Source organism: Fusicatenibacter saccharivorans (assembly GCF_027667425.1).
In the GTDB taxonomy this organism is placed as follows: Bacteria; Bacillota; Clostridia; order Lachnospirales; family Lachnospiraceae; genus Fusicatenibacter; species Fusicatenibacter saccharivorans.
Genome location: NZ_JAQEGR010000024.1, coordinates 16,014 through 38,968 on the forward strand (window position 1 = coordinate 16,014; position 22,955 = coordinate 38,968).

Annotated in this window: 26 protein-coding genes; 15 read left to right on the forward strand and 11 right to left on the reverse strand. The window is 46.2% G+C overall.

All coding sequences use genetic code 11. The features are described from left to right. Window positions 1-2: 2 nt before the first annotated feature. Both PGS38_RS16310 and PGS38_RS16315 read left to right on the forward strand, forming a co-directional pair. The gene (locus PGS38_RS16310) at window positions 3-209 is read left to right on the forward strand and encodes a transposon-transfer assisting family protein (protein ID WP_009447124.1); all 207 of its coding nucleotides are present in this window, start codon (window positions 3-5) and stop codon (window positions 207-209) included. After that, window positions 206-571 carry a cysteine-rich VLP domain-containing protein gene (locus PGS38_RS16315; protein WP_009447123.1) on the forward strand — a complete coding sequence of 122 codons (366 nt, stop codon included), beginning with the start codon at window positions 206-208 and terminating at the stop codon, window positions 569-571. The genes PGS38_RS16310 and PGS38_RS16315 overlap by 4 nt, the downstream gene beginning before the upstream one ends. A 172-nt stretch (window positions 572-743) precedes the next feature. Here PGS38_RS16315 and PGS38_RS16320 read toward each other — a convergent pair whose 3' ends face one another. The 4 genes from PGS38_RS16320 to PGS38_RS16335 form a co-directional block, all read right to left on the reverse strand. After that, window positions 744-1,190, reverse strand: coding sequence for a HEAT repeat domain-containing protein (locus tag PGS38_RS16320; RefSeq protein ID WP_009447122.1), 447 nt, complete (start codon window positions 1,188-1,190; stop codon window positions 744-746). 89 nt (window positions 1,191-1,279) lie between these two features. Beyond that, window positions 1,280-2,623: a relaxase/mobilization nuclease domain-containing protein gene (locus PGS38_RS16325; protein WP_118209243.1), complete on the reverse strand. Its 1,344-nt coding sequence runs from the start codon at window positions 2,621-2,623 to the stop codon at window positions 1,280-1,282. After that, on the reverse strand, window positions 2,584-2,913 hold the full coding sequence (locus PGS38_RS16330; RefSeq protein ID WP_002569185.1) for a plasmid mobilization protein: 330 nt from the start codon (window positions 2,911-2,913) through the stop codon (window positions 2,584-2,586). Before PGS38_RS16330 ends, PGS38_RS16325 begins: the two co-directional genes overlap by 40 nt. A 268-nt stretch (window positions 2,914-3,181) precedes the next feature. Further along, window positions 3,182-3,535 carry a helix-turn-helix transcriptional regulator gene (locus PGS38_RS16335; protein ID WP_118639938.1) on the reverse strand — a complete coding sequence of 118 codons (354 nt, stop codon included), beginning with the start codon at window positions 3,533-3,535 and terminating at the stop codon, window positions 3,182-3,184. Between the two features lie 384 nt (window positions 3,536-3,919). Between PGS38_RS16335 and PGS38_RS16340 the strand changes: the two genes are divergently transcribed. The 6 genes from PGS38_RS16340 to PGS38_RS16365 all read left to right on the forward strand — a co-directional run bounded on the left by PGS38_RS16340 (window position 3,920) and on the right by PGS38_RS16365 (window position 8,752). After that, window positions 3,920-4,099, forward strand: coding sequence for a cysteine-rich KTR domain-containing protein (locus tag PGS38_RS16340; RefSeq protein ID WP_002588768.1), 180 nt, complete (start codon window positions 3,920-3,922; stop codon window positions 4,097-4,099). 23 nt (window positions 4,100-4,122) lie between these two features. Then, window positions 4,123-5,112 carry a 23S rRNA (adenine(2503)-C(2))-methyltransferase RlmN gene (gene rlmN, locus PGS38_RS16345; protein ID WP_002569187.1) on the forward strand — a complete coding sequence of 330 codons (990 nt, stop codon included), beginning with the start codon at window positions 4,123-4,125 and terminating at the stop codon, window positions 5,110-5,112. Between the two features lie 536 nt (window positions 5,113-5,648). Next, complete coding sequence (locus tag PGS38_RS16350; protein ID WP_050636981.1) at window positions 5,649-6,089, forward strand: sigma-70 family RNA polymerase sigma factor; 441 nt, start codon at window positions 5,649-5,651, stop codon at window positions 6,087-6,089. Then, complete coding sequence (locus PGS38_RS16355) at window positions 6,070-6,330, forward strand: helix-turn-helix domain-containing protein (RefSeq protein WP_016289899.1); 261 nt, start codon at window positions 6,070-6,072, stop codon at window positions 6,328-6,330. Before PGS38_RS16350 ends, PGS38_RS16355 begins: the two co-directional genes overlap by 20 nt. Before the next feature lie 417 nt (window positions 6,331-6,747). Then, on the forward strand, window positions 6,748-6,975 hold the full coding sequence (locus PGS38_RS16360) for a transposon-encoded TnpW family protein (RefSeq protein WP_004607973.1): 228 nt from the start codon (window positions 6,748-6,750) through the stop codon (window positions 6,973-6,975). Between the two features lie 100 nt (window positions 6,976-7,075). Further along, entirely contained in the window at window positions 7,076-8,752 is a 1,677-nt protein-coding gene (locus PGS38_RS16365; RefSeq protein WP_009447114.1) for a recombinase family protein, read from the forward strand. Between the two features lie 48 nt (window positions 8,753-8,800). On the opposite strand, the gene PGS38_RS16370 is transcribed toward PGS38_RS16365, so the two are convergent. The 6 genes from PGS38_RS16370 to PGS38_RS16395 all read right to left on the reverse strand — a co-directional run bounded on the left by PGS38_RS16370 (window position 8,801) and on the right by PGS38_RS16395 (window position 13,593). Beyond that, window positions 8,801-8,992: a recombinase family protein gene (locus tag PGS38_RS16370; protein ID WP_118594704.1), complete on the reverse strand. Its 192-nt coding sequence runs from the start codon at window positions 8,990-8,992 to the stop codon at window positions 8,801-8,803. Window positions 8,993-9,072: 80 nt separating this feature from the next. After that, on the reverse strand, window positions 9,073-9,375 hold the full coding sequence (locus PGS38_RS16375) for a hypothetical protein (protein WP_085531218.1): 303 nt from the start codon (window positions 9,373-9,375) through the stop codon (window positions 9,073-9,075). Window positions 9,376-9,393: 18 nt separating this feature from the next. Further along, window positions 9,394-10,683 carry a plasmid recombination protein gene (locus PGS38_RS16380; RefSeq protein WP_117788320.1) on the reverse strand — a complete coding sequence of 430 codons (1,290 nt, stop codon included), beginning with the start codon at window positions 10,681-10,683 and terminating at the stop codon, window positions 9,394-9,396. Window positions 10,684-11,009: 326 nt separating this feature from the next. After that, window positions 11,010-11,225: a phosphoribosylglycinamide formyltransferase gene (locus PGS38_RS16385; RefSeq protein ID WP_109258817.1), complete on the reverse strand. Its 216-nt coding sequence runs from the start codon at window positions 11,223-11,225 to the stop codon at window positions 11,010-11,012. 399 nt (window positions 11,226-11,624) lie between these two features. Next, window positions 11,625-12,998: a DNA primase family protein gene (locus tag PGS38_RS16390; RefSeq protein ID WP_227143262.1), complete on the reverse strand. Its 1,374-nt coding sequence runs from the start codon at window positions 12,996-12,998 to the stop codon at window positions 11,625-11,627. Beyond that, on the reverse strand, window positions 12,982-13,593 hold the full coding sequence (locus PGS38_RS16395) for a CHC2 zinc finger domain-containing protein (protein WP_117522847.1): 612 nt from the start codon (window positions 13,591-13,593) through the stop codon (window positions 12,982-12,984). Before PGS38_RS16395 ends, PGS38_RS16390 begins: the two co-directional genes overlap by 17 nt. A gap of 220 nt (window positions 13,594-13,813) precedes the next feature. Here PGS38_RS16395 and PGS38_RS16400 point away from each other — a divergent pair, with 220 nt between their 5' ends. From PGS38_RS16400 to PGS38_RS16430, 7 genes are all read left to right on the forward strand, one after another. Beyond that, window positions 13,814-14,917, forward strand: a complete 1,104-nt coding sequence (locus tag PGS38_RS16400; RefSeq protein WP_117522886.1) for a DUF6076 domain-containing protein — start codon at window positions 13,814-13,816, stop codon at window positions 14,915-14,917. Between the two features lie 14 nt (window positions 14,918-14,931). Next, window positions 14,932-16,221 carry a protein kinase family protein gene (locus tag PGS38_RS16405; protein ID WP_117522846.1) on the forward strand — a complete coding sequence of 430 codons (1,290 nt, stop codon included), beginning with the start codon at window positions 14,932-14,934 and terminating at the stop codon, window positions 16,219-16,221. A 31-nt stretch (window positions 16,222-16,252) separates the two neighbouring features. Further along, the gene (locus tag PGS38_RS16410; RefSeq protein WP_117522845.1) at window positions 16,253-17,440 is read left to right on the forward strand and encodes a sigma-70 family RNA polymerase sigma factor; all 1,188 of its coding nucleotides are present in this window, start codon (window positions 16,253-16,255) and stop codon (window positions 17,438-17,440) included. A gap of 77 nt (window positions 17,441-17,517) precedes the next feature. Next, complete coding sequence (locus PGS38_RS16415) at window positions 17,518-18,285, forward strand: ABC transporter ATP-binding protein (RefSeq protein ID WP_033121505.1); 768 nt, start codon at window positions 17,518-17,520, stop codon at window positions 18,283-18,285. Next, window positions 18,275-20,347, forward strand: coding sequence for an ABC transporter permease (locus tag PGS38_RS16420; RefSeq protein ID WP_118144834.1), 2,073 nt, complete (start codon window positions 18,275-18,277; stop codon window positions 20,345-20,347). Before PGS38_RS16415 ends, PGS38_RS16420 begins: the two co-directional genes overlap by 11 nt. A gap of 19 nt (window positions 20,348-20,366) precedes the next feature. Further along, entirely contained in the window at window positions 20,367-21,044 is a 678-nt protein-coding gene (locus PGS38_RS16425) for a response regulator transcription factor (RefSeq protein ID WP_033121503.1), read from the forward strand. After that, window positions 21,041-22,066: a sensor histidine kinase gene (locus PGS38_RS16430; protein WP_117522843.1), complete on the forward strand. Its 1,026-nt coding sequence runs from the start codon at window positions 21,041-21,043 to the stop codon at window positions 22,064-22,066. The genes PGS38_RS16425 and PGS38_RS16430 overlap by 4 nt, the downstream gene beginning before the upstream one ends. 52 nt (window positions 22,067-22,118) lie before the next feature. On the opposite strand, the gene PGS38_RS16435 is transcribed toward PGS38_RS16430, so the two are convergent. Then, window positions 22,119-22,367 (reverse strand): DUF6061 family protein, encoded by a 249-nt coding sequence (locus tag PGS38_RS16435; protein ID WP_085531192.1) that lies wholly within the window; start codon window positions 22,365-22,367, stop codon window positions 22,119-22,121. Between the last annotated feature and the right edge of the window lie 588 nt (window positions 22,368-22,955).

A 22,955-nucleotide genomic window follows, 5' to 3' on the forward strand; every position in this document is an offset into this window, starting at 1 on the left:
ACATGACAAAACTGACCGTAGAAGAAACAAACCTTTTGAGCATTTACAAGACCGGGAGCCGACAGGGGCTTATCGTCGCCATGAACGCCGCGCTGCCCTTTATGGACGGGGAAATGCGGGGCTTTGCTGCCCGTACCCTCTCCAAAGTGGAAGCCATGACCGAAGCGGAGTTTGCGGGGCTTCCCATTTACGCCGCTGATGAAGTATGAGCGAGGTCAAGCGGCTGACGCCGCCCCAGAGCCGGAAAGTCAACGCCCTTGTGCGCCGGACGTGCTGCAACTGCGATAATGGAAACTGTATCTTACTGGACGACGGGGACGAGTGCGTATGTCCGCAGCTCATTTCCTATTCGCTTCTCTGCAAGTGGTTTAAGGTTGCGGTGCTTCCCGCTGATAAGCTGCTCTATGCGGAGCTTTACCAAACCGGGGACAGGAAGAAATGTACCGAGTGCGGCACGTCCTTTGCGTCAAGCTCTAACAGCGTCAAATACTGCCCCGACTGCCGGAAGCGTATCACCCGCAGACAGGCCGCCGAGCGCATGAGGAAAAGACGCGCCCCTGTTACGCAGTAGGCGCGGAAAATCCCTTGATTTGCAAGGCTTTCCGGGCGGGAAAATCGGATAGGCGATACTTTATACCTTTTCCCCCGAAAATGGCGTTCTATTGCGTAACATTTACCACAACAGCACCCACAAAAAGACAGGGCGCGGAAGTCATATACTGACTTTCCGCGCCCTGTTCTTTTTATTTCTTTGGCAAACATTTGTATGTATTTGTAATCCAATCATCAAATTTTTGACCCTTTTCAAATTCCATTACATCATACATTTCTGCCGCGATTGTTTTGAACGCTTCCTTGAATAATTGTAAATCTAATTCTTCCATTGATTTTTCACGTTTGATACGTAGAAAAACTTTAGTAAAGTCTTTTGTCTTAAAACCAATATCTTTACGTCCTAAGCGAATAGGATTTCCGCGGTAAGTAATCCCCATAGCTTGTGCTGCTCTAAATGCTTCCTCTTTAACTTTATAAACTTTGTCATGGAGAGCAAGACGAGTAATAACATCTCTTGATTGTTGACAATCATATTGTTTTAGTTCATTCAACGCAGCAAGCCTAATTTTCCATGATGATTTATTGTTTGCGTCTTTGACAAGCTGACTAATATTAGCTGGTGTTCCTTTTGTCATGTACTATCAAATCCTTTCAAAAGTTGTAGATAATTTTATTATACCACATACCGCTTTCTGTTTCTATACGAAAATCATTTTTTGCTTAATCAGTGTTCCATTCCCTTTTCCCGTTCCGGCTGTCTGTCTGCCTGTAAAATGTTGTCAATGTTCTGCTTGATAATGTCATATTCCCGGACTTTCTTTTTCAGCTTCCCATAGTCGGCGTAAAGGGCTTCTTTCTGCGCTTGAAGGGCTTCATACTCCGATTGCAGCGCGGCGAGGTTCGGGAGCTTTGCAATGCCCGTTGCTTTCAATGACCTTGCAGCGGCTTCATGTAAGATAATCGCCTGTTCCTGTCCGGCGCGGTATTTCTCCCTGTTCCTTGCCTTGCGGTATGCGTCATAGACGGGCTTTGTCTTTTGGTAGGTGGAAACATTCTTGATAAGCACCGCCATGTCCGCAAGCCGCTTTTCGGCGTTCTTCAATGCGTCTGCCGCCTGTCCGCTTTCCGCTGCCATTTCCTCAATCCGGCTAACTAAATCCGCGTACTGTTCAATCTTGTTTTCGGTGAGAAAGTTCATAGTCTTTGCCGCCTGTTTCAGATTGTGGATTTTCGCCCACTGTTCATAGCCCTTACTCTGCGCCGCCTTGATACTGTTCTCAATGTCGATAAGCAGCGAAACGCCGCGCTGCTCTCTGGGGGCTTTCGCCGCCTTTGTCCGTCTGCCCGCTATCCGTTCCCTTATGGCTTCCTCTGTATAGTCTGCGCCGAGGGTTTTTAGGCGGGTGAAGCGTTCCTGTCCGGGGGCGCGGCATGATACATATTTCCCCGGCTTTATCTCATAGCCCGCCGCCTGTAACCGCGTTAGCAATTCCTCAAAACTGGAAACTTGGGGGATAAGTGCGTCAACGGCGGTTTTCAGTTTGCCTTTCCAACTTGTACCCGTCTTTTCTGCCTGGTACTCTGCATAGCTCTTTCCCTTGCTGCCCTTGCCGGGGACGACGACGGACAAGCCATTTTCCCGGCACAGCTTGTCGCTCATGTTCCGTATACCGTAATAGCTCCTTTTGTTGGAATTGTATTTGTGGTGGTCTACGAAGTTCACCGCGCAGAAAATAATGTGGTTATGGATATGCCCCTTGTCAATGTGCGTCGTCACAACATACTCATGTTGCCCCTTTGTTACCGCGTCGGCAAGCTGCTTTCCGATTTCATGGGCTTTCTGATAATCCACTTCCCCCGGCTCAAAGGACTGTATCAGATGAAAGGCTAAATTGTTCCCCTTTTGGAGTGCTTGGGACAATGTATATTCAAACTCAATATCTGCCGTTTCATAGGAGCAGCCGAAAGAGGACACAAGCATTTTTCCGTCCGTCTTGTCCGGGTTTTCGATATAGTCAAGGGCTTTGCTTAGAGTGCTTTTAATAGGCTTAATCTTTGTAACCGCCATATCTCCGCAAGCACCCCCTTTATTTCCTCTATGTCCTCTTGGTATGCGTTCCCCGTCGCGTTTACGCGGCGTGCTATCTGGTTGACGTTGACACCGATTTTTTGTATCTCTGCGGTCATAGCCTTTATGTCGGCGTGGTCTATCTGAATGATATATCCGTCAATGGCAATCTTCCGCAGATACGCCGCCATGTTCCGGGTGGGTACGAGCTTCATTTTTTCCAGTATTAAATCCCGTTCCGCTTCCGTCACTCTGAATTTGATTTGTACCGTCCTTTTGCGTCCGTCCATGTATTCGCTCCTTTCCTTTCCGTTCCGAGGGTTTGGGACACTTCCCAACAAGCAATTTTCAACCGACGCGCCGCAGCGCGGGAGGGGGAAAATACGGAAGTGGGTACCCGCTTCCTATGCTTGCTACGAATGTTTTTATCCTTTAGGCTCTTATCCCCTACTACGGAGAAAAAGCGATTTTGCCAAACTTCCGCAAAAGAAAAACGCTGCAATCTCAAAAAAGATTACAACGCTCTCTAAATCCTGTTCAGTTTTAAGCCGGACATTCCTATTCGCCCTCTTTTTCGACTTCGGAAATCTCTTTTGCCGTTGCGGTCACAATCCATATGCCTGTATCGCTCATACCGTCAAGGAGCGCGTCAAGCTGCCGCCGCTTTGTGTCCTTTGCAGCGGGCGTGTCTAACAGGAATTGGTCTACGGATATATGGTAACGCTGTATCAGCTCAAAGAATATCTGTAAACTTGGGTGCTGCCCCTTGTTCTCAATGTTCGCAAGGTAGCGCGGCGAGATAAACATTTCGTCGCCTACTTTCTTGCGGCTTTCCTTGCGTCCTTCACGCGCTGCCTTTATCGCTGCCCCAAAAGCCTTGAAGTCGTATTTTGGTACTGGTCTTTTTGCCATAGTTATTCACCCTCTTACATTTTACTGTTCCCCTTTCTTCTTGGATATGTCTACATAGTTCTATCAGTTAGCCAAAATAATTCATATATATATATGTTGACAACAAGCTGCTTTTGTATATAATATTATATAAAAGGGGGGGAATGTTTATGTTACATAGCATGCGTATTCGATAAGCATTGAAATCAAAAAAGATTTTTCCCATTTTCAATATGGGCTTTTTTGTCATGCTTATTTTGCGTATGCTATACAACAAAACTAACGACGTATAGACATAGTATAAAAACTATGCCTTAATTTTGTTGTAGTATTATATGTATAAATGCAGGTCAATGCTCATGTTGAGAATTGACCTGCATTTTTTTGCGCAAAAGGAGAAATATTATGCTTGAAAAATATTGGATAAAATGTCCAATTTGTAACGGAAAGACGAGGGTTCAAGTATTTTATAATACGGTATTAAGAAATTTTCCTCTTTTCTGCCCTAAATGTAAATTAACGCATATCGTTGATGTTGAAAAACTAGAAATCATAATCAAAAACTCTGAAAAACAAACTTTTTAATTTTGAAAAGGAAGGATATTTAAATGAAACACTTACCTAAAAGTACACCTACGGAAATATTGAATGACCCATACGGATTTACTTACAAAGAAATGTCGGAAGTAATTGGAGAGGATAAAGCAAGAGCCTTATATACGGAATTGTATAAACAGCCATTTCACAAAGAAAATCTATCAATATCAACAAAAAAAGTCTATAAAAGTAGCGATACTGAAAAGTATGTTTATGAATTGAAAGATAACAGGTATATTGAAACGGTTTTTATTAAACGGCGAGATGGTGGGACTGTTTGCGTAAGTACGCAAGTTGGTTGTTCTGTTGGCTGTATTTTTTGTGAGTCCGGACGCAATGGTTTTGTTCGTAATCTAACACCGTCTGAAATTGTGCAGCAGGTTGTATTGATACGTCAAAAAGTAAATCGTATCGTTTTTATGGGAATGGGAGAACCTTTATTCAATTACGACAACTTGATTGCAGCAATCCATATTCTTCGAGATAGAAATGGACTTAACTTTCCAACCGACGGCATTACCGTATCAACAGTTGGTCCAGTTAATCAATTAAAAAAATTGCGCGAAGAACATCTAAAAATTCAGTTGACAATATCTTTACATGCAGCAACACAGGCTGCGAGAAACTGTATCATTCCTCATATGCACATGTACGCTATTGAAGATGTTGTTAAGCAAGCATTGTCCTATTCTCAAAGGCATAATCGAAAAGTGGTATTTGCGTATTTGCTTTTACCAGGTATAAATGACCGTTCCTCAGATATAAGGCAACTTGCAAAATGGTTTAAGGGCAAAAATGTTATGATTAACGTGCTGCAATACAACCCGACGAGTAATTCAAAAATTAGAGCACCACAAAAACAAGAAATGGTTGCGTTCAAACATCAATTAGAGCAAACAGGACTTGAAGTTACCATGAGAGTTTCTCATGGTAGAGAGATTAAAGCAGCTTGTGGACAGTTAGCTAATACATATAATAAAGCCAAAAAACAACAGAAATAATTTAATTAAAAGAGCCAGACGCACAGACGCAGAGCCGATAATATGCAGTTTGAAATACTGCTGTTATCGGCTCTTTTTTGATTTTAATTTGTGCCCCTAATAACCATATTGGAGCAAAATCAGAACTGTTGCTTGTCGTTCTTTGATTTCCGCAGCAGCTTTGAAAAATCAAAGCCGCCGTTTCTTTTTATCTTCTAATGAAATGACGCGGTATCACTGTTAAAAGCGGCGGCTAAAGGAGGTAGCCGCCATGAAGCACATACCCTATCGACAAAATCCGACGGTCATTGACATATCAAAAAAAGCCCGACCACCGCCGGGAACCTCTCTACCCTTGACTATGAACTGTCTAATCATCTAAATACTGCTTACAATACCTATACGCCTGTCCGGGCTTTTCGGACAGGCGTATTTTGCTGCTCAAAAAATTTTTTGAAAAAATTTCAAAAAATCTTCGGCGTTTTTCAAAAACGCCGTATTGCCCCGCGAAAAGGGGGAAGCACCACCAACTTTCCAACGAGAAAGGAGGTGAGAATGTGGAACCTAATAGCAGGGAGTTTTACAAACAATGTGCTTTTCAGAAGTTTTGTAATACGGTGCTGCACAATGAAGCGTGTGACGCTCACAGGGAGCTGCACAGGCATAAGGCAAGGGAAGTCACCTTTTCCGATTTGCCCTTAGACGAAGCGCGGCAGCTTCATACCTTTGATGAATATTTCAAACGGGAAACCGCCGAAACCGTCTTTGAGAAAGCCGGGAAGAAAATCACGCCGAAGCTGCTTCTTGAAGCAATCCGTACTTTGCCGGAAGAAAAGCGCAAAGCCGTACTCCTGTACTATTTCGAGGGAATGAACGACACCGAGATTGCGAAGTTGTTCAATACATCGAGAAGCACGATACAGTACAGGCGGACAAGCTCTTTTGAGAAATTAAGAAAATATCTGGAGGAAAATGCTGATGAATGGGACGAATGGTAACGAACCCGGCTACCCGGAAAATGCCCTTGTTCCCTATCCTGTCATTGTGGCAGCGACAAAGGGTGACCCGGACGCCATGAAGATTGTCTTGCAGCATTTTAGCGGCTACATAGCCCGCCTCTCCATGCGGAAGCTGTACGACGAGCGCGGGAACGTCTATTTCGGCGTAGACCACGACATTCGGGAACGGCTGCAAGCAAAACTGATGATGGCTGTCCTCACCTTTAGGACAGAGGAATAACCGCAACGGCGGCGGGACGCTTTCTCTCACCCCCTTTTCCGTTCCGCTGTTGACGCGGGTAGCACAGCCATTTTGAACCTTGAAAAAGAAAGCGGCGCAAGATAACGGCGGCGCAGCATAGGGCAAATCGGATACGTTCCTTTTGCGTCGAGCCATACGGCGGGTGCGCCATGACGCTATCCGGGCGAGGTTATCACCGCCCGGACAGCCGAGCGACCAACACCGCGCCGGAAAGCAAGTGTAGCGGTTTGCGGGCAACGACACGCAGAATATACAATGATACTTCCTTACAGCCACAGTCCGAGCGTTAAGAGCGTCGCAGGCAATGGGTAGGGCTGCATGAGAACCATGCCGGGGTGAAATTCCCATGAGGTTATGCTAATAACCGTCCGATTAAAGCCTTTGTTTTATTGAATAGTGGACTTGCTGCTATTCATAGACTGTATTATATGTTTGCGAAAGAAAGGGGGATTTTCTTTGACGCAAAACCAAACGCCCGTTACCACAACGGAGCATAAAATCGGAAAAGTTACTTACCTTGTATGTTCGTCTGCAAGTGAACGCGCAACGGACACACTGGATAAAAAGATAAAAAAGCTCATTCGCAAAGACATGGAGCTGAACCCCGCAAACGCCCGAAAATAGGGCGTTTCTTCACATTTTATACATGACACAGGCAGCGGTATGTGGTATAATATAGACAGTACAAATACCATGCTTGTCTGTCGTCGGAAAGGAGGACAAAATGTTACAGACAGACAAGATTACCGCTTTATATTGCAGATTGAGCCAGGAAGATATGCAGGCCGGGGAAAGCGAGAGCATACAGAACCAAAAGCTGATTTTACAAAAGTACGCTGACGAACACCACTTTTTCAATACGCGCTTTTTTGTAGACGACGGATTTTCCGGCGTGAGTTTCGAGCGTGAGGGGCTTCAAGCCATGCTGCATGAGGTTGAAGCCGGGAACGTGGCGACCGTCATAACAAAAGACCTTTCCCGTCTGGGACGCAATTATCTGAAAACCGGCGAACTGATAGAGATTGTTTTCCCCGAATATGAAGTGCGCTACATTGCCATTAACGACGGTGTAGACACAGCGAGGGAAGATAACGAGTTTACCCCTCTGCGGAACTGGTTCAACGAGTTTTACGCCCGCGACACCTCAAAGAAAATCCGGGCTGTTAAACAGGCAAAGGCACAGAAAGGCGAGCGTGTCAACGGCGAAGTGCCGTATGGTTACATAGCCGACCCAAACGACCGCAATCATCTATTGCCCGACCCGGAAACGGCGCACATTGTAAAACAGATTTTCGCTATGTATGTGCGCGGCGACCGTATCTGCGAAATCCAGAACTGGCTACGGGAACATGAGGTACTTACTGTTTCAGAACTGCGCTACCGTCGTTCCGGCAGTTGCCGCCACCCGCGCCCGCACCCGACCTGTATTTATAACTGGCCGGATAAGACACTGTATGATATTCTTGGACGCAAAGAATATTTGGGGCATACCATTACGGGCAAGAGCTATAAGGTATCTTACAAATCGAAAAAGACGAAAAAGAACCCGGAGGAAAAGCAATACTTTTTCCCCAACACGCACGAACCTTTGATTGACGAAGAAACCTTTGACCTTGCACAGAAACGGATTGCTACCAAACACCGCCCTACAAAGGTTGATGAAATTGACATTTTTTCGGGACTTCTCTTTTGTGGGGATTGCGGCTATAAAATGTATCTGCAACAGGGAGCCGGGACACTGGAACGCAAACACGCCTACACTTGCGGAAAGTACCGAAACAGGATAAGGACTGGCGAGCTTTGCACTACCCATTATATCCGAAAGAGCGTCCTTAAAGAACTTGTCCTTGCTGATTTACAGAGGGTGCTGTCCTATGTGAAAGAGCATGAACAGGAGTTTATCGAAACCGCCAACGAGTGCAGCGCAAAGGCAGTACAAAAGACGCTGACACAGCAGCGGAAAGAGCTTGACAAGGCGCAGAGCCGCATTAGCGAGCTGAACATCTTATTCCGCAAGCTCTACGAGGACAACGCTTTAGGGAAACTTTCTGATGAACAGTTTGCTTTTCTGACTTCCGGCTATGATGAAGAAAAAAAGACGCTGACCCGGAGGATTGCGGAGCTGTCACAGGAAATCGACAACGCCACCGAGCGCAGCGCGGACGTGAAAAGGTTTGTCGCACTGGTACGCAGATACACCGCCATTACCGAACTGACCTACGAAAACGTCCATGAATTTATTGACCGTATTCTTATTCACGAACTGGATAAGGAAACGAACACCCGCAAAATCGAAATCTTTTATAGCTTTGTCGGCAGAGTTGATACGGGCGACAAGCCTACCGAAAGTATCTCCTATTTCAGACAGATAGGAGCCGACGTAAAGAGTTATGCTATCTAACATACATCAAAAAGAGGTAAGATAACGCCCTCTGCAAAAAAGGTTACGTTATCTTACCTCAACAAAGTTCGTCCCCGTATAACCGTCATCCACCAGAATTTTCAGGTTTGTATACCCGTGGTTACGGGCATATCGGGTTAAATACTCTCGCTGATTTGCGATACTGTTACTCTCTCCATCTTGGGCATCCTCATTGCTCAAACGACAGTAGAGAATGGTAATTTTCTGCTGATCCAACATAATATCCTCCTTCGGTTGTTGGTCAGCCGACAGTACCGTTGTGCATACTGGAATTATATCATGCTTTTGTGTCGCAGTCATTAACAAATCACCCCCTTGTCAGAAAAAATGAGCCGTTTTACCTTGTCGGCAAGCGGCTCATTCCCGTCACATTCTGTTTCAATCACATACCATGTGTTCCCGATCTTACGCTCAATGGTTTTGCGGAAAGAAGACTGCGCTGTTTCCCAATGCTTGCGGCATTCTTCCAAAAAATCAATGGGCGGCTCAAAAATCGGGTCGAAGCAGGAGTAAATATCAATATAGCCGATGGCATCATTGATTTCTTCCATCGGGGCATCTTCCATAATCATCTTGTTAATTTCCTCTACGGTTTTATTCATAGGCAAATAGTTCCTTTCTTAAATTTCCATATCCTGCCTACGCTTACGGGCAGGGTGCTTATGTTCCTGTGTTTCCTTTCCTCTGGCGAGAATGGCATGAACAAAAGCCCAAACCCTTTCAGACGCAATCTCTATCGCATCCAAGAAAGGCTGGGCTTTCTGTTTCAGTTCCATATATTTTTCGTTTACTGCTTCATACCGCTGTTTCCAGATGGAAATTGTTTTTTCAGCAGAAGCCAGTTTCTCTTTCAAACGCTTATTGTCAGCATTGGCAATAATGCCGTTGACCGCATAGCGTTTGAGTGTATCGCACTGATCCGGCGTGAGCGAGACATTTCCGGTGAGGGCATTTTTCTTGCCCATTTCCTCAATATCCTGCACCGTCAGCGCAATGGTCTTTGCTGCCTTGGTTTCCTTTTGCAGAGCTTCCAGTTTCTTTTTCTGCTTCTCCGTAGCAGCCTTGGCATCCGCCAAACTCTGCTCGGCCTGTTCCACCTGTCCGGTCACAGTTTCCAGGCGGTGCTGTTCGGCCTGTACCTTGAACTGTGTCACCGTCAGATGTTCCTCGGTACTGCCACGCTCTCCACGCTCCACATCGGTATATCCGGCGGCTCGCATGAAATTAAAAAAGTCATCCTGCAGCACACTGTAGGACGACTTCAAAATCTTTTTCCCTTTTGCGTTCAACATCGGATTGCCATCTTCATTGAGAACGGGTTTGGATTCCCATTTCTTACTGCGGCTGACCTGTGTGATCGTTTCTTTTACCGTTCCCCGGAGGAATTCATCCTTGCACCGCTTCGACCACAGGATTTGCTTTTCCACCACCGGGATATAAACCACATGGAGGTGGTAGTGATACACATCCTCGCCCAGGGCTTCGGACATTGCCCGGTTGCGCTCATCGGCGTGCATCACAGCGGAGAGGATATACTGCTCGCCGCCCACAATCTCCACGGCGGCTTTGTAGGCATCGGCATAGAACTGTTTGGCATATTCATAGCCGCCGTGGTTGTGGAAGTAGGCAGAGTTTACATCAAACAGCAGCTCCCCATATTTCACCGCATCGGCTTTCAGACCACGGGTGGAGATAACACCATCTGCAATCATCTGATCGAACATGGCGGCATAGCTGTCGGTAGGTTTCTTGAAGTGGACATTGCGGTGGGTCTGGGTGGTATCAATATCTTGATTGGAGTAGCTGTCTTTTTCTCGCTCGTTATGCTCCTGAACTTTCGCCACATCGTCGAGGGTGGGCAAGTCCTGGTTACGGGCAAAGGTACGGTCAATTCCATCGTTTCTTGCCATAGGTTTTTTCCTTTCTTTCGAGAGTAGCAGACGGGCGGGGCTGCGGGGATGCACTTCTGCGGAAGTGTAATAACCCACTATAACACTTTCATCCATTCTGGCTGCAAAGTGCCGTGGGCTCTCCCGAGGGGGTATGCGGTCACTGCGGTGACCTCTGCTGACCAAGGCAAAATGTCTGCAACTTTTCCCATGGTCAGCCCGTCTGCATGAAGCTGTTCTGCGGAACGTTTCTTGCAGACGTTGGCAGCGTCTTTCACTGCCATCCATAGGCAGCACTGCGGTGTGCCTATGGGGACGGGAGATGCGAGGGGCTGTTGCCGGGGGCATCACTTCTCCCGTCTTTGCTGCCATACAATGTCGCATCCCAGCACATCGGCAAGCTCCAATACTTCCTTGTATCGGATGCTTTCCCGCTGTAATTTTGCGGACAGGTTGGAAACGCTGTCGCTCCATCCGTACTCGTCCGAGAGCAGGTCAACAACTTCCTGCATGGTCATCCCAGCACGGATGATCTGTGCCTTGATTTCATTGCGTACATTCATATTGAAAAATCCTTCATAATTCTGTTTGTGGTTCGGTACAATCTCTGCACCCCAAAACGGAACAGATACACCGAACAGTGAAAAATCTGCAATCTCTGAAATCCGTTCAGAATTTTGCTTGTGATGTCCTGTCCATATATGACCATATCCCGCTTTACTGTTTCGTGTGATTTGGTCTGGAAAAATGAAAACATCTATTGTTCCGTGAACAGGGTACACGGTTCAGAGAAGCACGATTTCGTGAAATAGCTTCGTCCTGCGGTCAAAAACTTTGCTGTTTCCATTGCCATTGATTTTCAATACCCGAAAACAGGTTGTCTCTGAAAGCCGTTGTTTCCTATAATGGGAGAAAACAGGGGTAAATGCTGCGTACATACGTACAGAGCATGACTGGCAAAATCAATCCCGCCATTCCTCCGGTACGTACGTACATGACGAAACATCGTAAAACCCATTTATATGAGGTCTTGCCACAGCTTCCACACCCATAAATCCCCACACCCGCCGTCCGGCAGAGTTGGTGATGTTGTTGCAATGTTCCAGATTGAATCTCCCGGCATTGGCAATCATGGCGTCGCTGAAGCTGCGGGCTTTCAGCGGTGCAAGGGAATTTTCTTCGCACCACATCCGGTAGATTTCATAGAAATCCTTGGAGCTGATGGACGCATCCGCTTTGCACCGGATGTATCCCTCCGATTCCATGAAATCAAAGATATTATTATTGTCACGCTTGACCGCTTCCCGGTTTTCCCGGATACGGTCACTCTCTGTGAATTTGAAGTTGTTGGCAACAAGCCGCTGCAATCCCTCCAATGCCCACAGGAAGATGCCCTCGGCTTCGGCTTTCATCTTCTCCGCAAGGTCAGGATCATCAGCTCTATCCACAGGCTTTTCCTTGGTGGTCAGCACAAGCTGTCTGCGATAAAATCCGTCACTGCGATCATAAAGAGCTTGCAAATCACCGTTGCTGAACGCAAGCAGCCGGGCGAACATCCAGCCCTGATAACTCTGCTTGCCCTTGCGTTCCAAATCCATCTTGCCCTGTGCTGTCACGATGGATTTCACATAGTTGGTCTGGCGCAGAGCTTCCATCCGCATATCATCATCCACGCACAAGAGGATATGTTCCAGATCGGCACGGGCAAAGCGGTTTTCGGAAATCTTTCCGATGCTGCCGTCTTTCATATTCATGCCAAAGATTGCCGAAAGCACCGCACCGATTTGGGATTTACCCTCGCCGCCGTTGCCCTTAATCACCATCATGCGCTGTCCTTTGTTGGAGGGAATCAGGCAGTAGCCGATAAACTCCTGCAAAGTGGGAATGTCCTCTGTATGAAGCAGGTCATCCAGAAAGTTCAGCCAGACCACAGGAGCAGGAGCATCGGGATTGTAGGCAACAGGCAGACGGCTCCGCACGATAGCAGGTCTGCCCTCAGTGAATGTTCCGTTCTGCAGCAGCGTACCGTTGGCAACATGAATCCGATCCTGCTCCGGAGGAAAGTCAGGCACTTGTGCTTCCAGTTTCAGCACCTCCAGAATATTGGTGATCTTCCGGGGGATGTTGTTCACGGCACAGAATTTCAGCTTGTCGTAAATCTCACCCCGGAGAGGGAGATCGTCTGTTACCCGACCATCGGGCGTAAAAAAAGCTCCGTTTGCGAAGATGATTCTGCGCTCACGCAGAAATTCTTCACAGAACAGAGCTTCATTGATGTTCTGCCCGTCAAACCAGATCGGCAGATTCATATCCGGCATTTTACCTTTCTTCCCCATGGGACAACCCCTCCTTTCGTTTCCGTGCCACATAGTTCCGAAGGAAAGCAATCTTGCTCTCCTTCATTAGCTCGTCCACCACGGCAACCCGTTCTTCTAAATCACCGACTGTCAAAATATCTGCCAGATATTCGATATAATCAATCATCTGGCAGGCTTCCACAAAACGGTCATCCAGATCATCGTCCGGTGTTTTCGGTGCATATCGCACTTTCCAATCTTCCAGCAGATGCAGATAATCCATCAGCACCCGGAAGCACAGCATTTCGTCCTCCCGAAACTGACGGATATAGGGACGTTTGGGCTTGAGCATAGCTGCGGAAGTGGGCGGTTTCGGGTCAAGCCCAAAATCCGAAGCCAGCTTTTGTGCTGCTTCATAGCTGCTCAGATCGAACGACCTTGCCACGAAGTCGATCACATCCCCCTTGACTCCGCAGCCAAAGCAGAAGAAATAATCCTCATTCAGCCTCATGCTCGGATGCCTGTCATTGTGGAACGGGCAGCAAGCCATGCCGTTTCGGTTGACTTTCAGCCCGTAGTGTTCGGCGGCTTGCTTTACGCTGATTGCCACCTTGATGGTTTCATAGATTGTCATAGAAAACCTCCGTTCATAGTATTCAGAAAGCACGAAACACCCGCCGTGATTGGCAGGTGCTTCGCTCCGTCTACTATTGTTATGCCGGATTTTTCAAAAAACAGGCTAATCGGTGGACAACCCCATTTCAAAAAACAGGACAGCTTTTCGGAGGATGTAGATTTCTTCACATTTGCATGATATAATGAAAGAAATGAAAAAACAGGACAGGAGAGCAAGCATGAATCAAGAATTGATGACATTGGATTTTTGGCAGGATACAATCATATATGAGGACAAAGCACTTCCTATCGGCACTCTTGCCTGTGATGCGCTGAATGTTTCGGCGGATACTCTTGCCAAAATGAATGAACAATGCCAGAAAATTAATCTACTGCTTGGAATGCTGAACGCCGGACAGGACGCTTCTGCACTCTTTCCTATGGCAAGGGAAGCTGCATTGACAATGTTAGAGATTCTCAGCAAAACGCCGCCGTTCTCCTATATGGATATACCAAAGCACCGGGAACGGATAGAAAAGGTTTTTACTGCGGACAGCGCACAAAAATATGTGGAGTTTGCTACAAAAGCTGCAACCAATTCTTTACCGTTTGAAGAAGTTCCGAAATATGCTGATGCGGCGATGCTCCAACGTTATACCGCTGTATTCGGACATTTGGCATATTCTCTTAGGGAATACCAAACCGCAGTGCTTGATTTTGCGGAAAAATCAGACAGCAACGAAGCAGACCGTACCGCAGAGGGCTTTGCAAAAATGTTCGGCAGCTATTTCCCGCCGGAGTTTTCTATCACGGAGGGCAATGCCTGGATGTCTGTTGCGAACAACTCTATTCAGTATGTGACAACTGTCCGTCCCGGCGAGGATGTGGCGAAGCTCGTCAAACGGATGCACTATGTATCCTTTGTGGGAATGTTCCGTTCTGATCTCTTTGAGGGCTTGTGTGTTGGTCATGCACCGAAAAAATGCCGGATCTGCGGCAAATGGTTTCTGACCACCAACGCAAGGCACACCAAATACTGCGGCGGTTATGCACCGGGAGATAAGCTGCACCGCACTTGCCGGCAGATCGGCAATCTGAAAGGCAGAGAACAGCGGGAGCTTGCGGACGATCATCCGCTGAAACAGATTTATGAGAAGCGGCTGAACACCATAAACCGCTATGTGAAGCGTGGTACTCTGGACGCTGATCTTGCAGAGGTTATGAAGAAACTGGCGAAAGATAAAATGCTCCGGGCCTTGAGCAATGTTGCTTATGCCAAGGGCGATTATGAAAAGGAAATGGGACAGGCTGCCTTGAAAAAGGAAGCTTACAACAAAAAATGACAAGGAGATAATACATGGCACGAAAAGCTGATGTTAAAGGCGGTAATGGTGATGTGGTATTCGATACTGAAACCGGAACTGCGAGAAAATACCTTCGAAATACGTCTACCGTTGAAAAAGTCGCACGCTTCAAACGAGAACTTGCTGTATTTCAGGAATTATGCAAGAATCCAATTCCCAATGTTGTTGAGGTGACGGATGTTTATATTAACGAGGATAAAATTGCTGAATCTTATGTTGAAATGAAAAAATATGACGGTTCGGTATACGATATACTCGAAGTTACCAAAGGGAATGTTAAATTAGCATTTGAACTGCTTTTGCCGGTCATCAAAGCACTCTATACACTTTCAACCGGAAATCCGCCCTTGTATCACAGAGATATAAAGCCGGATAATATCTTGTTTTTGAAAAAAGGTGATGAATACACACTGTATCTTACAGATTTTGGAACGTGTTTTCTTAACGATGGGAGCGAACGACTGACACCGGAAACTATGGCAGTTGGTCCCAGGATGTATATTGCCCCAGAATACGAAACAGGTCGTGTAGAGGAAGTAACTGAAAAAGGAGATATATTTTCTTTGGGTAAAGTTCTTTGGTGTATGATCAATGGTGAGCCGGAGGACTTTATGCCTTCAAACTTCTGGTTTGTTGATGAATATGATTTGACCAAGCGTTTTCCCGGAAATGCTGATATGATTGTTGCTAATACAATTATTGCATCATGTTTGAATATTGCTCCTGATGAGCGCTGCGCATATTCAAGTTTGATTGGACAGATTGAGAACTTCATTGCAGAGGGCAATATGACGCCAGGGGAAGAAGAACAGTATCGAGTACGAGTATATCAAGAGAAACGGAATTTAGAACTCTTGGAGATAAAAGAAAAGAATCGGCTAATTGTAAATTCCTTTAGTCAGTATTATATAAAGGCGTTAGAAGAATTACTGAATACATACCCTGATTTTGAGCTGATTCAAAAACTCTACGATGAATACCGTAAAAATTCAAAGGATGGCATTGATTATACATCCGTAAATGTTGAAAACAATGCCAGCCATTATCTCTATAGCGGAACTTATGACCGAATCTATTTTTCAATTAATTATGAACCCGCTCGTGGAACTGATAGGTATTGCAGCATCACGATAAAATACACAATAGATAGTTGGAAGACGATACGGTTCTATTATTCCGAAGATGGTACGATTTTAAGTGACCATAACGGCGTAGTAAAGCTGATGTGCGTAGAATCATTGTATAATATTTTGAACTCCATAATCATGGAATACATTTCATAAAACAGAATGGCATACAGAAGGGAGGTGCGCTATGCTGAATGATTTTACATGGAATATGACCGGATACATACCAAAATACCAAGTCAATCCGCACGGTGACGGCATCATTCCCTATGTGGCAGAGCGCATCTTCCAACTGGAACCGGAGCCGCCATCAGTGGGCAATCTGAACGAATATATCCTGTCTGCTTTGCATGAAAAGAATTTGCTACATTTTTCGTTCTTTCTACATCACTACGAGCCGCAGCTTAATAAGCGCATCAAGAGCTTTCTTGGTGTGGATGGCGGCGATTTGTACGATACAGACCGTTTTCTGGATATAAAACTGTCCTGCCGGGAGCAAATGCTCCAAAAGCTGATGGACTATGATCCTGCCAAGGGTGCGGAGTATGCTACATACATTTTTCCGTTCATCCGGGATGCTATGCTCCGTTTCCGCATGGGCGAAGAAAAATGGTCGGTATCCTCTCTGACTAATTACAAAATGGTGCGGTCAATGGCTTGGCTGTACCACAATACCAAGGATGCGGTCAACGAGTTTTCCAAGAAATACAACTGTGATCTTGCTCTTGCCGAAGAATATCTGAAAGTTGTCCGAGGTATCCGCAATCAGCAGCCATTCTATGTGACAGACGAGGACGGCGAGGAAACTGGCGAAGATGTCGCCCTTGACGATAGTTGGAACTATACCGACATCCTCTGGAACGGCATACAGGCAGAAAAGGTGCAACGGGCATTTGAGAAACTGAATTACCGGGAGCAGACCTTGCTCGAAAAACGGTTAGCAATTTGCATGACCTGTGGGCGTGTTGGCTCATGGAAGAACCGCCCCACCTTTGAAGACCTGGCGGTTATGTTTGAGGGAAGCACAGCCAGCGGTGCAGAGCGGGCTTACCGGAAAGCGATGGATAAGCTGACAGAGCTTCTGGTTGCCGAGGGTGCTATCCATGCAGTCCGGCTGAAACAGAAATCCAAAACCAAGCGCAAAAAGAAAATCACCGCCGCAATCTACGAATACCAGGCAGACTGCGACGGCGAATGGGGCGAAATATCAGTTGATTTTGAGAACGGCACAGCAGAAATCATTCGGCTTGCTGATTGGGATACAATTAAAACGAACTGGTTTGCCAATGAGGCGATCCGGTATATTTTATCATTGTCGCCTGATGCTCTTAAAAAATATATGCTCGTCCCCCTTGAGCCGCCACTTATATCCTGAATCCTTACAACAACTGTAAGTGGTATTTGCTGTGTTCCCATGCTATCATTTTATTACAAATGATAGGAGGTATTCACATGAAACCCATTTTGAATATTGAAAATTTAACAAAAATCTATGGCAATGTGCCAAGTCAAACAAAGGCACTGAATGGGATCACCTTCCAGGTGATGCCGGGAGAGTTTCTCGGCATTATGGGAAGCAGTGGTTCCGGTAAATCCACGCTTCTCAACTGTATTGCAACTGTGATTCAGCCCACCGGTGGGAGCATTCAGGTGGAAGGCGATACTCTGCAATCCCTCAAGGGAAAGGCTCTTGCAGAGTACCGTGGCAAAAAAGTTGGTTATCTATTCCAGAACTTTGAATTGCTGGACAACCTGACTGGCAGGGAAAACATCCTGCTCCCGACTTCCTTGCATGGGGTATCCGAAGCAGAAAGCAGCCAGCGGCTGAAGCAGTTGGCTGACTATCTGGAAATCACTGATGTTCTGGATAAGTTTCCGTCCAAGATGTCCGGCGGCCAGCGTCAGCGTGTTGCGGCAGCAAGGGCTCTGATCTTACATCCCCAAATGATCCTTGCCGATGAACCGACGGGTGCGCTGGATTCTAAGAACGCAAGAAGTCTTATGGAGAAGCTGTCCGGCCTGAATCGTGACGAACAAGCTACGATCCTGATGGTAACCCATGATTCCAATGCCGCCAGCTTCTGTAAGCGCATCCTGTTCATCCAGGATGGCGTGATCTTTCATGAGCTTCGGCGTGGAGACGAAAGCCAGCAGGAGTTCTACGGGCGCATCCTGAAGGTGATGGCGCAACTGGGAGGGGGCAGCGCAAATGTTCTCTAATCTCATTCTTCGGAACAGCCGCCGCAGCCGAAAGGAAAACGGTCTGTTTTTCAGCTCCCTGGTGATTTCTATTGTTGCCTTTTACATGATTCTTTCCATCTCCACTCAAGATGTGATGCTCTTTTTGCAGAAAATGGAGAGTGACGCAGTTGACAAACTCCTGCTTCTGATTCCTGCGTTTTATGGGATGACCCTCGGTATTCTGTTCTTTTTGATCTATTTTGCCTGCAAGTATCAGTTCGAGCGCAGACGGCATGAGTTTGGTGTTTATCTAATGTTGGGGATGCGTAGAAGTAAACTGTTTGGTATGCTTCTGGCGGAAGATTTCCTGACCAGTATTCTTGCCATGCTCATAGGCTTACCTGTGGCTGTGGTGCTTTCAGAAATTGTCAGTCTTGTCACCGCCAAGCTGGTAGGCATGGGGATCATCGGTCATCAGTTTTCTTTATCCTGGTCTGCGATTGAATGGACGCTGGCAGGATTTCTGGCAATTAAGCTGACGGCACTTCTGATTTTGAGTGGACGAATCAGCCGCCAGGAGATCGGTACTTTGCTATCCCAGCCAACGAACCGCCCCAAAAAGCAAATGCCATCTGTTATCTATGGACTGGCTGCTATATGCGGAAGTGTGATGTTGGCAGTGGCTTACTACATGGCGATTCAGGGAATTGCATGGACAAAGGTAAGTATGATGGGACTGACTTTGCTGTTGGGCATAGTTGGTACGATGCTGCTTTTCTATGGGATGCGTGCGCTGATTGCTTTGATTGTTAAGAAAGGAAAAGGAAATAAGCAGCTTCATGTATTTACCTTCCGGCAGATTCAGGAGAATGTCATTCATCAGTCAAACTCCATGGCCATCAGCTCCCTGCTGATTCTGGCGGCGCTGTGTTGTTTTGGTGCGGGCGTAGGAATTGCAGGAACGAATAACCTGTCTTCTGGCCATGTAATCGACTATACTTTTGAAGATCATACTGCAGAAGATTCATCGCAGGTTCTTCCGAATATAAAGGCAGTCCTGAAAGAAAACAGTTTGGAAAATCAATTTTCAGAGCTTTTTGAAATGAGGGTTGGGCGTATTCGCACCACAGAAGATTATGATAATGCCTACAGCATGGACGCTGTTATGGACTCTCTTCGGAGCCTGCCCCAGTCGGAAGACCGGGATGTCCTTCTGAACAATCTTGGTTATGCCACATACCCATATTTGATTTGTTTATCGGACTATAATCGTTTGTTGGAATTGTCCGGCAATCCGGCTCTCCAATTAGGCGAAAAGGAGGCCACTGTCTATATTGATACAGAGTTTACTACGGCAAGCCGTACCGCAATGCTGAACCAAGTATTGGCCGGGCAGCCCAAGGTGGAACTGGATGGTAGTCCGATTCATCTTACAGGAGAGGTTCAGTCTGTGAATTTGGTCACGGACCGTTCTATAACCTTGTCCTTTGCATTGATTCTTCCGGATGAAGCATTCCTATATTATAGTCAGGGAATGTATGATACCTATGTCAATGCGGTGCTCAGTGAGCAAGCTCTGAATGGAAATAGCCTTATGACTGCATATTTGGATTTGAACGAGAAGCTGGACGAAATTGACATTGAATATGAAAGCTATCTTCAGAATATGGGTCGTCAGCTTTTCTACACCATAGCATCCAGTTATATTACCCTCTATCTTGCGATTGTTTTCCTGGTAGTTGCCAACACCATCGTGGGTGTTCAGTTCCTGATGAGTCAGCAGAAAACCGGGCGCAGATACCAGACTCTGATCCGCCTGGGAGCTACTTACGAAACCCTTTGCCAGTCTGCTGGAAAGCAAATTACCTGGTTTATGGGACTTCCTGTATTGGTTGCGGCTGTCAGCAGTTTGTTTGGAGTCAGGGCGTTATTTACAGGGATACTCTCGTCCCGAACCCGTGGGACAGTGGCTGAAATGATGTTTGTATCTGCTGCTATGATTTTGCTGCTTTGCGTGATAGAATATATTTATATGAGAGTGGTCAAGCGCTCCAGCGATCGGTATTTGCTGACACTGATGCAGCCACAGAGAGAAGAATAATTTGGAAGGAGGTGCTGTCGTGAAAAGAATTGCTGTTGTGGAAGATGAAGTCTATATGCGGGAAGAACTCTGCAATATGCTCCAAAAGGACGGGTATCTTGCGGAGGCAATCACCGAGTTTGAAGATGCCGCTCGGCTCCTGGCAGCCCTCCGTCCTGACCTTGTGATCTTAGACCTGAATTTGCCGGAGATCAGTGGCTTTCAAATCTGCCAGGAACTAAAGAATAAAACCGCTATCCCCGTCCTGGTACTAACTTCCAGAGATCAGGTAAAGGATGAACTGCAAGCGTTCCACTTGGGTGCCGATGAATATTTGACGAAGCCGTGCAGAAAAGATCGACTTCTTGCCAGGGTATCCAATATTCTCAAAAGGTATGAAGGCCGTACCAATCTCATAGAGGGACCAGATTTCCTGTTAGACCAGCAGACCTACACGCTTTATATTCATAATACCTCTGTCGTGCTTCCAAAAAATCAGGGAAAACTGTTGGTTGCTCTTTTGTCCGGCGGCGATGCTCTGGTCACGACGGAGCAACTTTGCATAGCACTATGGGGAACCACGGAATACATAGACGAAAATGCCTTGCAGGTTAATCTGACCAGGCTGAAAAAGACGATGTCCGGTCTTGAGATGAAGCAGCGAATCGTTGCGGTTCGTGGGATGGGCTATCGTCTGGAAACGGGGGTGGCTCCATGAAGCAGCTTTGGCGCATAACAGAGCGATACTACCCCTGGCTATTGTTGCTGTTGGGCGTGGATTGCTTTTGTGCTATCATTCTTTGGATTTCTGACATTCAGGCATTTCAAACCTTGATTGGGTTAGTAGTTCTGACAAGCCTCCTTTTGTTTTCAGTGATTCTGTTTGTACTAAACAAGCGGGAGACTACCCGCCGAGAGCTGTTCCGGGATTTCCTCAGTGATCCTACCATCTGCAACGAGGAACGGCTGCTCAGTGCCATCAGCCGGGAAGAAGGAGAATCTATCCGGCTTCTGGCATCAGTTTTACAGGAACACAAAACTGAGAGTAACAGTATGGCAGATGCCCTACAGGACTATGAAGAATATGTGGAGGGCTGGGCACATGAAGCGAAAACGCCCCTATCGTTGTTGACCATGCTCCTGGATAATCGGAGCGACGAAATATCTCCTCCCCTGCAAGCAAAGCTGGATTATGTCCGCAGTCAGCTTCAGGAGGATGTCACTCAAATGTTATACTATGCCCGGTTAAAGAGCAGTACAAAGGATTATCAGTTTGAGGATATCAATTTGAATCAGTGCTTGGGGGAAGTTCTGGAGGACTATGCCCCACTTCTGGAAGAAAAGCAGTTTGTAATTCTCAATAAACTGCAATCTGAAACAGTCTATACAGACCGTAGAGGGCTTCAGTTTATGTTGGGACAGATCGTGAGCAATGCCATAAAATATAGCAGCGATAGTCCCATGCTAACGATCTCTATGATACATTCGGAGACCGCAGATGTCCTTTCAGTTGAGGATAACGGCATCGGTGTAAAAAAATATGATCTGCCGTATATTTTTCAAAAGGGCTTTACCGGGGATTCTACTGACAGCAGAAAGAAAGCTACCGGTATAGGGCTTTACCTGGTTAAGAAGATGGCTGACGATCTAAACCTTCGTCTGGAAGCTGCTTCCCAGTGGGGAAAGGGCTTTAAGATAGTCATCTTCTTTCCAAAATTGAGATCCAACGGAGGAAAATAAATAAATAAACAGAAAAACGCCCGCAGGATTTTCTCCTGCGGGCAGCGTGTTGTCAGCTATCCAAAGGCTTGTATTCTGTTACAGTTTTCAGATAGGTTTCGGGATCGCCATTCAATATCAAGTCAGCATATGCTATCGGGTCATTGTAGATCAAATAATCCAACTCTGACCGCTGATACATATTGTCTGCAATCTCGTTCTCAACAGCGATAGTGTCAATCGCAATCATTCTGCCGTCCCTGAATTTCAGTTCCACACAGCAATTATCCATAGTGTAAGCACAAGATATTAAGGTTTTCATGGTATGTCTTCCATAATTCGAAATATAAAGCGAAAATCCCGTCTGACTTCCTGTTAGAAATCAGACGGGATTTGTCCGTATGCACCCCGGAAACCGTCAGCTAACAGTTGATAAGTAAATTAGTTCCTTATCACTGTTAAGCCAAGGTTTTCCGGGCTTTTGCTATATCTAAACGGGCTGATATAGTTTGACCTCATTTGACCAAACGAGAGCCGTTTTCACCCAATTTTTAGTGGTTAAATATAGGGCAACCGGCAAAAATGGGGTCAAAAAACGGCCTTAGTGGTTAAAAAATAGGACAACCAGAGAGCAATTTCGGGGGTATTTTTGAGGGTGATTTTGGCACTCTCAGACACCGGATTTTTCGCTGGAGGGTTTGGCATAATCTGACCAAATCTGAACAATTAAATACGATTCTAATGCAGGCACTCAGTAACAAATAACTGGGTGCTTTTTTGTTTTAGAGATTCCGGCATTAGAAAGGGCCGTCACTTTATGATTTTGAAGTGGCGGCTTTTTCTATTTCCAGAAGCAACAGCAATAATTAGAAATGAGGTGACAAACTATAAACAGTCAAGAGAATTTTGA

What these genes read in the sequence shown, in the direction of transcription:
- PGS38_RS16375 (WP_085531218.1), bottom strand. Translation starts at nt 9,375, where the DNA reads ATGAATAAAACCGTAGAGGAAATTAACAAGATGATTATGGAAGATGCC.
- PGS38_RS16415 (WP_033121505.1), top strand. Translation starts at nt 17,518, where the DNA reads ATGAAACCCATTTTGAATATTGAAAATTTAACAAAAATCTATGGCAAT.
- PGS38_RS16330 (WP_002569185.1), bottom strand. Translation starts at nt 2,913, where the DNA reads ATGGACGGACGCAAAAGGACGGTACAAATCAAATTCAGAGTGACGGAA.
- PGS38_RS16340 (WP_002588768.1), top strand. Translation starts at nt 3,920, where the DNA reads ATGCTTGAAAAATATTGGATAAAATGTCCAATTTGTAACGGAAAGACG.
- PGS38_RS16430 (WP_117522843.1), top strand. Translation starts at nt 21,041, where the DNA reads ATGAAGCAGCTTTGGCGCATAACAGAGCGATACTACCCCTGGCTATTG.
- PGS38_RS16390 (WP_227143262.1), bottom strand. Translation starts at nt 12,998, where the DNA reads ATGGGGAAGAAAGGTAAAATGCCGGATATGAATCTGCCGATCTGGTTT.
- PGS38_RS16420 (WP_118144834.1), top strand. Translation starts at nt 18,275, where the DNA reads ATGTTCTCTAATCTCATTCTTCGGAACAGCCGCCGCAGCCGAAAGGAA.
- PGS38_RS16355 (WP_016289899.1), top strand. Translation starts at nt 6,070, where the DNA reads ATGAATGGGACGAATGGTAACGAACCCGGCTACCCGGAAAATGCCCTT.
- PGS38_RS16365 (WP_009447114.1), top strand. Translation starts at nt 7,076, where the DNA reads ATGTTACAGACAGACAAGATTACCGCTTTATATTGCAGATTGAGCCAG.
- PGS38_RS16385 (WP_109258817.1), bottom strand. Translation starts at nt 11,225, where the DNA reads ATGAATGTACGCAATGAAATCAAGGCACAGATCATCCGTGCTGGGATG.
- PGS38_RS16320 (WP_009447122.1), bottom strand. Translation starts at nt 1,190, where the DNA reads ATGACAAAAGGAACACCAGCTAATATTAGTCAGCTTGTCAAAGACGCA.
- PGS38_RS16370 (WP_118594704.1), bottom strand. Translation starts at nt 8,992, where the DNA reads ATGTTGGATCAGCAGAAAATTACCATTCTCTACTGTCGTTTGAGCAAT.
- PGS38_RS16325 (WP_118209243.1), bottom strand. Translation starts at nt 2,623, where the DNA reads ATGGCGGTTACAAAGATTAAGCCTATTAAAAGCACTCTAAGCAAAGCC.
- PGS38_RS16395 (WP_117522847.1), bottom strand. Translation starts at nt 13,593, where the DNA reads ATGACAATCTATGAAACCATCAAGGTGGCAATCAGCGTAAAGCAAGCC.
- PGS38_RS16315 (WP_009447123.1), top strand. Translation starts at nt 206, where the DNA reads ATGAGCGAGGTCAAGCGGCTGACGCCGCCCCAGAGCCGGAAAGTCAAC.
- PGS38_RS16335 (WP_118639938.1), bottom strand. Translation starts at nt 3,535, where the DNA reads ATGGCAAAAAGACCAGTACCAAAATACGACTTCAAGGCTTTTGGGGCA.
- PGS38_RS16410 (WP_117522845.1), top strand. Translation starts at nt 16,253, where the DNA reads ATGCTGAATGATTTTACATGGAATATGACCGGATACATACCAAAATAC.
- PGS38_RS16310 (WP_009447124.1), top strand. Translation starts at nt 3, where the DNA reads ATGACAAAACTGACCGTAGAAGAAACAAACCTTTTGAGCATTTACAAG.
- rlmN (WP_002569187.1), top strand. Translation starts at nt 4,123, where the DNA reads ATGAAACACTTACCTAAAAGTACACCTACGGAAATATTGAATGACCCA.
- PGS38_RS16405 (WP_117522846.1), top strand. Translation starts at nt 14,932, where the DNA reads ATGGCACGAAAAGCTGATGTTAAAGGCGGTAATGGTGATGTGGTATTC.
- PGS38_RS16380 (WP_117788320.1), bottom strand. Translation starts at nt 10,683, where the DNA reads ATGGCAAGAAACGATGGAATTGACCGTACCTTTGCCCGTAACCAGGAC.
- PGS38_RS16400 (WP_117522886.1), top strand. Translation starts at nt 13,814, where the DNA reads ATGAATCAAGAATTGATGACATTGGATTTTTGGCAGGATACAATCATA.
- PGS38_RS16435 (WP_085531192.1), bottom strand. Translation starts at nt 22,367, where the DNA reads ATGAAAACCTTAATATCTTGTGCTTACACTATGGATAATTGCTGTGTG.